General features: G+C 63.2%; 9 protein-coding genes. 7 read left to right on the plus strand and 2 right to left on the minus strand.

Annotated features, from left to right (window positions below; all coding sequences use genetic code 11):
- The 3 genes from FJ980_RS28505 to FJ980_RS28515 all read left to right on the plus strand — a co-directional run.
- A partial coding sequence (locus FJ980_RS28505; RefSeq protein WP_140546987.1) for a carboxyl transferase domain-containing protein occupies positions 1-1,299 on the plus strand: 1,299 nt, incomplete at its 5' end.
- Between the two features lie 2 nt (positions 1,300-1,301).
- Positions 1,302-1,832 (plus strand): O-acetyl-ADP-ribose deacetylase, encoded by a 531-nt coding sequence (locus FJ980_RS28510; RefSeq protein ID WP_140546988.1) that lies wholly within the window; start codon positions 1,302-1,304, stop codon positions 1,830-1,832.
- Between the two features lie 160 nt (positions 1,833-1,992).
- On the plus strand, positions 1,993-3,957 hold the full coding sequence (locus FJ980_RS28515; RefSeq protein WP_140546989.1) for an acetyl/propionyl/methylcrotonyl-CoA carboxylase subunit alpha: 1,965 nt from the start codon (positions 1,993-1,995) through the stop codon (positions 3,955-3,957).
- A 144-nt stretch (positions 3,958-4,101) separates the two neighbouring features.
- Here FJ980_RS28515 and FJ980_RS28520 read toward each other — a convergent pair whose 3' ends face one another.
- Together FJ980_RS28520 and FJ980_RS28525 are read right to left on the minus strand one after the other, a co-directional pair.
- Positions 4,102-5,223, minus strand: coding sequence for an ABC transporter substrate-binding protein (locus FJ980_RS28520; protein ID WP_095766910.1), 1,122 nt, complete (start codon positions 5,221-5,223; stop codon positions 4,102-4,104).
- Between the two features lie 375 nt (positions 5,224-5,598).
- Positions 5,599-5,865 (minus strand): sel1 repeat family protein, encoded by a 267-nt coding sequence (locus tag FJ980_RS28525; RefSeq protein ID WP_027164869.1) that lies wholly within the window; start codon positions 5,863-5,865, stop codon positions 5,599-5,601.
- Positions 5,866-6,043: 178 nt separating this feature from the next.
- Between FJ980_RS28525 and FJ980_RS28530 the strand changes: the two genes are divergently transcribed.
- From FJ980_RS28530 to FJ980_RS28540, 4 genes are all read left to right on the plus strand, one after another.
- Positions 6,044-6,232: a hypothetical protein gene (locus FJ980_RS28530; RefSeq protein WP_140546990.1), complete on the plus strand. Its 189-nt coding sequence runs from the start codon at positions 6,044-6,046 to the stop codon at positions 6,230-6,232.
- Between the two features lie 69 nt (positions 6,233-6,301).
- The gene (locus tag FJ980_RS28535) at positions 6,302-6,643 is read left to right on the plus strand and encodes a DUF2147 domain-containing protein (protein ID WP_140546991.1); all 342 of its coding nucleotides are present in this window, start codon (positions 6,302-6,304) and stop codon (positions 6,641-6,643) included.
- A 400-nt stretch (positions 6,644-7,043) separates the two neighbouring features.
- The gene (locus tag FJ980_RS35875) at positions 7,044-7,178 is read left to right on the plus strand and encodes a hypothetical protein (protein ID WP_263481629.1); all 135 of its coding nucleotides are present in this window, start codon (positions 7,044-7,046) and stop codon (positions 7,176-7,178) included.
- Between the two features lie 66 nt (positions 7,179-7,244).
- Positions 7,245-7,439 carry a hypothetical protein gene (locus FJ980_RS28540; RefSeq protein ID WP_140546992.1) on the plus strand — a complete coding sequence of 65 codons (195 nt, stop codon included), beginning with the start codon at positions 7,245-7,247 and terminating at the stop codon, positions 7,437-7,439.
- Positions 7,440-7,464: the final 25 nt, after the last annotated feature.

Here is a 7,464-nt window from a genome sequence, read left to right on the forward strand (position 1 = left end):
ATGGTCGTCGTCAACGACGCCACGGTGAAGGGCGGCACCTATTATCCGCTGACGGTGAAGAAGCATCTCAGGGCGCAGGAGATCGCGCTGCAGAACAACTTGCCTTGCGTCTACCTGGTCGACAGCGGCGGCGCCAACCTGCCCAACCAGGACGAGGTCTTCCCGGATCGCGAGCATTTCGGCCGCATCTTCTACAACCAGGCCAACATGTCGGCCGCCGGCATCCCGCAGATCGCCTGCGTCATGGGTTCCTGCACGGCGGGCGGCGCCTATGTGCCGGCGATGTCGGACGAGACGATCATGGTGCGCAACCAGGCGACCATTTTTCTCGGCGGCCCGCCGCTGGTGAAGGCCGCTACCGGAGAAGATATCAGCGCCGAGGAGCTCGGCGGCGCCGATGTCCACACCAGGCTTTCCGGCGTCGCCGACCACTACGCCATGGATGACGAGCACGCCTTGGCCATTTGCCGGCGCATCGTCAAGAACCTGAATCGGAACAAGGCTCTGAATCTCAATCTGCAGAAACCGGTGCCGCCGCTTCACGATCCGAACGAACTCTACGGCATCGTGCCGACGGATTTGCGCCAGCCCTATGACGTGCGCGAGGTGATTGCCCGGCTCGTCGACGGCTCGGGGTTCGACGAGTTCAAGCAGAATTACGGCACCACCCTGGTCACCGGCTTTGCCCATCTGCACGGCATGCCGGTCGGCATCCTCGGCAACAATGGCGTGCTGTTTTCCGAAAGCGCGCTGAAGGGGGCGCATTTTATCGAGCTCTGCTGCCAGCGCGGCATTCCTTTGGTCTTCCTGCAGAACATCACCGGCTTCATGGTCGGGCGCAAATACGAGGTCGGCGGCATCGCCAAGGACGGCGCCAAGCTGGTGATGGCGGTCGCCACCGCAAAGGTGCCGAAGCTCACGGTGATCATTGGCGGCTCGTTCGGCGCCGGCAATTACGGCATGTGCGGCCGCGCCTATTCGCCCCGCTTCCTGTGGATGTGGCCGAACGCGCGCATCTCGGTGATGGGCGGCGAGCAGGCGGCCACCGTGCTTGCCATGGTCAAGCGCGAAGGCATCGAGCGTAAGGGCGGTGAATGGAGCGCCGAGGACGAGGCGAAATTCAGGAAGCCGATCCTGATGAAATACGAGCATGAGGGCCATCCGCTCTATTCCTCGGCCCGGCTCTGGGACGACGGCATCATCGATCCGGCCAGGACCCGCGACGTGCTGGCGCTCAGCCTCTCGGCGGCGCTCAATTCCGGGATAGAGGCGACGAAATTCGGCGTGTTCAGGATGTGACGATGAGCGCTCTCGGCGACAGGATCCGTATCCACACCGGCGACATAACCAGGCTTGCGGTCGACGCCATCGTCAATGCCGCCAATTCCTCGCTGCTGGGCGGCGGCGGCGTCGACGGCGCCATCCATCGCGCGGCCGGGCCGGAGCTGCTCGCCGAATGCCGCGCGCTGCATGGCTGCAAGACCGGCGACGCCAAGCTCACCAAAGGCTATCGCCTGCCGGCGCGTTACGTCATCCATACGGTCGGTCCGGTCTGGCAAGGCGGCGGCAAGGGCGAAGCCGAGCTGCTCGCCTCCTGCTACTGGCGCTCGCTCGAAATCGCGCTCGGCCATGATTGCCGAACCATCGCTTTCCCGGCGATCTCGACCGGCGTCTACGGCTATCCGAAAGACCAGGCGACGGAGATCGCCGTTGGTGCCGTAAGCGCCTTCCTGAGGCAAAATGCGCTGCCGGATACGGTTACTTTCTGCTGCTTCGACGAGCAGACGGCGGAGTTATGTCGGCAGGCCGTTGCGGCCATTGGGGAGAGCTGACCTTGGAGCAAAAGGCTCAGTACAGGCAAATTCAGATGATCAGCTGGAGAGGCTGGCGGGACAGCTCCCCCCTCTGTCCTGCCGGACTGTCCGGCAGGACAGAGGGGGGCGCGAAGGAATGCCTCCTCAACGCGAAGCAAGCTCTACTCGCGGAGGCTCCATGTTCGGCAAGATCCTGATTGCCAATCGCGGCGAGATCGCCTGTCGCGTCATCCGAACCGCCCGCAGGCTCGGTGTGCGCACCGTCGCCGTCTATTCGGACGCGGATGCCCGCGCGCTCCATGTCGAGATGGCCGACGAGGCCGTGCATATCGGCCCCTCGCCCGTCGGCGAAAGCTATCTGCGCGGCGACAGGATCGTGGCGGCGGCGCTCGCCACCGGCGTCGAGGCCATCCATCCCGGCTACGGCTTCCTGTCGGAAAACCCCGATTTCGTCGACCAGGCGACGGCGGCAGGCCTTGTCTTCATCGGTCCTTCCGCCGCCTCGATCCGCGCCATGGGATTAAAGGACGCCGCCAAGCGGCTGATGGAAAAGGCCGGCGTGCCGGTGGTGCCGGGTTATCACGGCGAAGCGCAGGAAATCGTGCTGCTTGCGTCCAAGGCGCGCGAGATCGGCTACCCGGTGCTGATCAAGGCGCGCGCCGGCGGCGGCGGCAAGGGCATGCGGCGCGTCGACCACCCCGACGATTTCTCGGAGGCGCTTTCCAGCGCGCGTCGCGAGGCAAAGGCGGCGTTCGGCGACGATCGCGTGCTGGTGGAAAAATATGTCGACAAGCCGCGTCACATCGAAGTGCAGGTGTTCGGCGACAATTTCGGCAACGCCGTGCATCTTTTCGAACGGGACTGCTCGGCGCAGCGCCGCCACCAGAAGGTGATCGAGGAAGCGCCCGCCCCCGGCATGACGCCGGCGCTGCGCAAGGCGATGACGGAGGCCGCCGTGAGGGCCGCCAAGGCGATCAATTATTCGGGCGCCGGCACGATCGAGTTCATCGTCGACGCCTCTCAGGGGCTCAAGACCGACCGCTTCTGGTTCATGGAGATGAACACCCGACTGCAGGTCGAGCATCCCGTCACCGAGATGGTCACCGGCGTCGATCTTGTCGAATGGCAGCTTCGCGTCGCGTCCGGCGAAACGCTGCCGAAGATGCAGAATGAGATCGCTTTGTCCGGCCACGCTTTCGAGGCCCGCCTCTATGCCGAGGACGCAGCGAGAGGGTTCCTGCCGGCGACCGGCACGCTGCATCATCTCAAATTCCCCGACGCGGCGCCGGAAGGTGCCGCGATACGCATCGAGACCGGCGTGCGCGCCGGCGATGCGATCTCCCCCTTCTATGATCCGATGATCGCGAAGCTGGTGGCGCACGGCAAGGATCGGGCTTCGGCGCTCGGCACGCTGCGCGAGATGCTGGCGCGGACGGAAGTGGCCGGCTCGACCGTCAACACCGCCTTCCTGGCGGCGCTCGCAGCCGACGCCGATTTCGCTGCCGGCGATGTCGACACCGGGCTGATCGGCCGGCACCAGGCGGCGCTCACCGCCATTCCCCCGCCGAGGGACGAGACGATCGCCGCCGCGGCGCTGGCGGCGACGGATACCGGCGTGCCCGCTTCCGCCGCCGACCCCTGGTCCACGCTTTCCAGCTATGCCCATTTCCACCCGCTCTCGCGCCGCACCCGCTTGCGCTATGGCGAGGAGAACATCCTGGCGCGGGTTTCGGCACGCTCGGACGGCCGCTTCCAGGTGGCGCTGGAGGCACCGCATGATGCGGTGAACACGCATGATTTGAGGACCATGCTGCATGCGGCCCGCTGGCCCGGCCATGTCACCGTCTTCGAGGGCGCGGTCGGCTATACGTTCACGGTCCCCGATCCGCTCGCCAAGGCCGACGAGGCGGGGGCCGCCTCAAGCAGCCTGCGCGCGCCGATGCCGGGGCTGGTCAAGCTGGTGCGCGCCGCGGCGGGCGATGCCGTGATCAAGGGCCAGCCGCTTTTGATCCTCGAAGCGATGAAGATGGAGCACATGATCGCCGCCCCGCATGACGGCGTGATCGCCGAGATCGCGGCCGAGGGCGCTCAGGTCAGCGACGGCACCGTGCTGGTGCGGTTTGCGGAGGATGGGCAGGGCTGAAGCGGCTGTTCGATTGTCTCGTTAACGAGACAAAATAATTAGGCATGGCGGGACAGCGCCAGCCTCCCCTGCACGTCAATGCCGCAGCACAAACGGAAATGGCCGGGTTCGTCCCGGCCATTCCCTTGATTCTTGCAGAACCGATTACGGCTTGATCGGCGCGTATTTGCCGTCGTGCCATTGGTTGATGTCGTAGCTGGCGTTCTTCAGATCGCCCTTCTCGTCGAAGATGACGTCGCCGACCACGGTGCTGATCGGCTTGCCGTCCTTGAGCGCCTCGGCGACCTTGGCCGGATCGTCGGTGCCGGCGCGCTTGACGCCTTCGGCCACAGCCTGGATCACCGCATAGGAGAACAGCGTGAAGCCTTCGGGCGTGAAGCCGCCGGCCTTGATCTTGGCGACCGCGTCCTTCGCTTCGGGCTTGGCTTGCGGGTCCGACGGGAAGACGAACATGGTGCCTTCACCAGCCGGGCCGGCAACCTGCCAGAATTCCGGCGAAGCGATCGAGTCCGGCATGATCAGCTGGAACTTGACGTTCTGCTCGGCCGCCTGGCGCAGGATCAGACCCGCCTCGGGGTGATAGCCGCCGAAATAGACCACGTCGGCCTTCAGTTCCTTCAGCTTGGTGACGAGGGCCGAATAGTCCTTCTCACCGGCATTGATGCCTTCGTAGTCGACTTCCTTGAGACCGCCGGCATTCATCGTCGCCTTCACGGCGTCGGCAACGCCCTGGCCGTAGGCGCTCTTGTCGTGCAGGACGACAACGTTCTTGCCGGCGTATTTCTTGGCGATCCACGGGCCGATGAAGGCGCCCTGCGCGTCGTCACGCGTGTAGAGGCGCATGATGGTCGGCCAGCCGGCCTTGGCGGCGGCGTCGGTCAGCACGGGGTTGGATGAGGCGGGGCTCATCATCAGCGTGCCGGCTTCGGCATAGACGGCCGAGGCCGGAATGCTGGAGCCGGAGCAGGCATGGCCATCAACAAATTTGACGCCGTTGGCGACGATGCGGTTGGCGACCGAGACCGCCTGCTTCGGATCGCACTGGTCGTCCTCGATGTCGAGCTTGATCTGGGAGCCGTTGACGCCGCCAGCCGCATTGATCGCGTCGGCGGCGGCCTGCGCGCCCTGCTTGAACTGGTCACCGATGGTGGCGAGCTGGCCGGTCATGGGGCCGACCACCGAAATCGTGATGTCGTCGGCGAAGGCAACCGGGGCGCTCATCATCAGGCCAAAAGCGGCCGCGCTCAAAATACCCAATTTTTTCATGACTATAAGAACTCCTCCACTTGCGCGTGCCGATCCGGCCGCGCTTCTTCCACAGAGCCGGGACAATTTCACCCTTCGCCGAAACTGTCGAGAGGACAGTGAGGCCGGTTTTGGTTCATTCCGGCGAGGATTTCTTGGGCCACGCGCCTGATTGCCAGGTGTAATGCAACGTAATGCAAAAAGCCGCGCCGACCTTGTTTCGGTCGGTCACGGCTTTTGCAGTCGAGCTCCCCAGACGCCCCCGCGCCTGAAACCCGCTCGCTTCCCTGTTTTTCGCGTGGCTTCGGTTGTCTCAACCCGCCACATTCTCGTTCTTCTTGACCGGCCGTCTTTCCGCGGCCTTGTCCCAATGAGCTGAGCGCTACGCGCTGAGGATCAGTGCATCGTCATCCATTCGCGGGCTTCGCGCAGCGCCGTGGCGATCTCGACTTTCGACATGGTGGCCGACAGTTCCGAGCGCAGTTCGGCGGCGCGGGCCGAGCCCTTGATCGCGGCGATGTTGAACCATTTGTGGGCGGCAACGACATCGGTCTCGCAATCGCGACCGGTCGCATACATCATGCCCAGTTCGAAAAGAATGTCGGCCTGGGCAGTTGCCCCCATGGCGCCGAAGCCGTCCTCAAGCATTTCAAAGCGTGCCATTTCAATCCCCTGTCTGGCTCCCGAGAGCTGCATCCTTTTCCCTTGGTATCCCTCGGGGCGAGCCGCTCTTTCGATGCTTTCGAGGATGACGGCTGGCCTTGAATCCGTCGTTAAATGGCTTGCTTAATTTGAGGAAAACAAAGCTAAAACAAGAGGTAAACGCGGAAAACTGTTAAGCATGAGAATCCAGCGTTTCAGCCATTTTGCGTCAAATTCGATGAAAATTGCCGGCGGCAGAATCAAGACTTCGCTAACCACGGAAACCGAAGCGTTTTTCGGTCGCATTTATTTTCAGTCGGCCGCGCGGCGAAAATCCTTGCAACCTTCCGTCGCGGCACCGCTTTTGTTTTGGCGGCGGCTGGATTAGCTTTACCTTTGCGTAAGGGGCAGGAAGGCGGACTGGAGCCCGCCGCAACCCCATAGGGAGGTGGACAAGATGTTTCGAAAGCTGACTCTGGCCCTGGCGGCCACCTTGATCATGGCGGGCGCCGCATGCGCCGACCCGATCGAAGGCAACTGGAAGACGCAGGCCGGCGACACCGCGGCGATCGGCGGGAGCGGTTCTTTCTCGATCACGCTCAAGACCGGCAAATACGCCGGCAAGACGATCGGCTCGCTGAAGGCGGCCGGCGACAACAAATATGCCGGCAGCATCACCGACCCGGCAAACGACAAGACCTATTCCGGCAAGGCGACGCTCTCGGGCACCGCGCTCAAGATGAGCGGCTGCGTGTTCGGCGGCCTGATCTGCAAAAGCCAGACCTGGCACAAGCTCTGAGCGCCAAACTCCAGACCATACGAGACGGCCAAGGGCGTTTCACCGTTTTGCGGAACGGTGAAACGCCCTGTTTCATTGTTTGACGCAATCCCGGACGGAAAACCGCTCACACTTTTCCTGGAATTGCGTCTTTGTTTGACGCAATCCCGGACGGAAAACCGCTCACACTTTTCCTGGAATTGCGTCTTTGTTTGACGCAATCCCGGACGGAAAACCGCTCACACTTTTCCTGGAATTGCTCTACACGGCCCGTTTTTTTGGAGCGACAGCGCTCGGCGGCGCTGTGGCATCGGCACGCGTGCAAGACCCTCGTCAATCAATTTGAACCGCAGATGAATACCGGTCTCAGAACCGGTTCAGAGGCCGTCAGGCATTTTCTCCCGCATTGAAGGAGAGAGAAATGCTTGCCCGTCGCTTCACCATCGTTTGCCTGCTGATGAGCCTGTTCGGCATGCTCTTCGCCATCCTGGTGGCGGAGGCCGGTCATTCGGCCCGCCCTTGGGAACGGCCGGTGCCCGCATTGTCGGCCTCGTGAACCAAATCGAGCGCTGAAACGACAGAGCTTAAAATCGACCAAGCTGAAAACCGGGATACCACCGAAATGAACCGCATCGCCGACAATGCAACGAAGATCCTCCGGCTGTTGCCGCGGGCGGTGCTTATCCTGATGCTGCTGGCAGCCCCGGTGCTGGCGGTGCCGATGATGCGGGCCGATACAAGCCATAGGATCGAGGCGCCGCCGCACAAGAACACCAGCGTAGGCTTTGTGCTGCTGATCAGCCTGCAGCGCGGGTAGATGTAACGATATTCAGGTGAGGCCG

The sequence above is a fragment of the Mesorhizobium sp. B1-1-5 genome (assembly GCF_006443065.1).
Lineage (GTDB): Bacteria > Pseudomonadota > Alphaproteobacteria > Rhizobiales > Rhizobiaceae > Mesorhizobium.

What these genes read in the sequence shown, in the direction of transcription:
- FJ980_RS28510 (WP_140546988.1), top strand. Translation starts at nt 1,302, where the DNA reads ATGAGCGCTCTCGGCGACAGGATCCGTATCCACACCGGCGACATAACC.
- FJ980_RS28515 (WP_140546989.1), top strand. Translation starts at nt 1,993, where the DNA reads ATGTTCGGCAAGATCCTGATTGCCAATCGCGGCGAGATCGCCTGTCGC.
- FJ980_RS28520 (WP_095766910.1), bottom strand. Translation starts at nt 5,223, where the DNA reads ATGAAAAAATTGGGTATTTTGAGCGCGGCCGCTTTTGGCCTGATGATG.
- FJ980_RS28525 (WP_027164869.1), bottom strand. Translation starts at nt 5,865, where the DNA reads ATGGCACGCTTTGAAATGCTTGAGGACGGCTTCGGCGCCATGGGGGCA.
- FJ980_RS28530 (WP_140546990.1), top strand. Translation starts at nt 6,044, where the DNA reads ATGAGAATCCAGCGTTTCAGCCATTTTGCGTCAAATTCGATGAAAATT.
- FJ980_RS28535 (WP_140546991.1), top strand. Translation starts at nt 6,302, where the DNA reads ATGTTTCGAAAGCTGACTCTGGCCCTGGCGGCCACCTTGATCATGGCG.
- FJ980_RS35875 (WP_263481629.1), top strand. Translation starts at nt 7,044, where the DNA reads ATGCTTGCCCGTCGCTTCACCATCGTTTGCCTGCTGATGAGCCTGTTC.
- FJ980_RS28540 (WP_140546992.1), top strand. Translation starts at nt 7,245, where the DNA reads ATGAACCGCATCGCCGACAATGCAACGAAGATCCTCCGGCTGTTGCCG.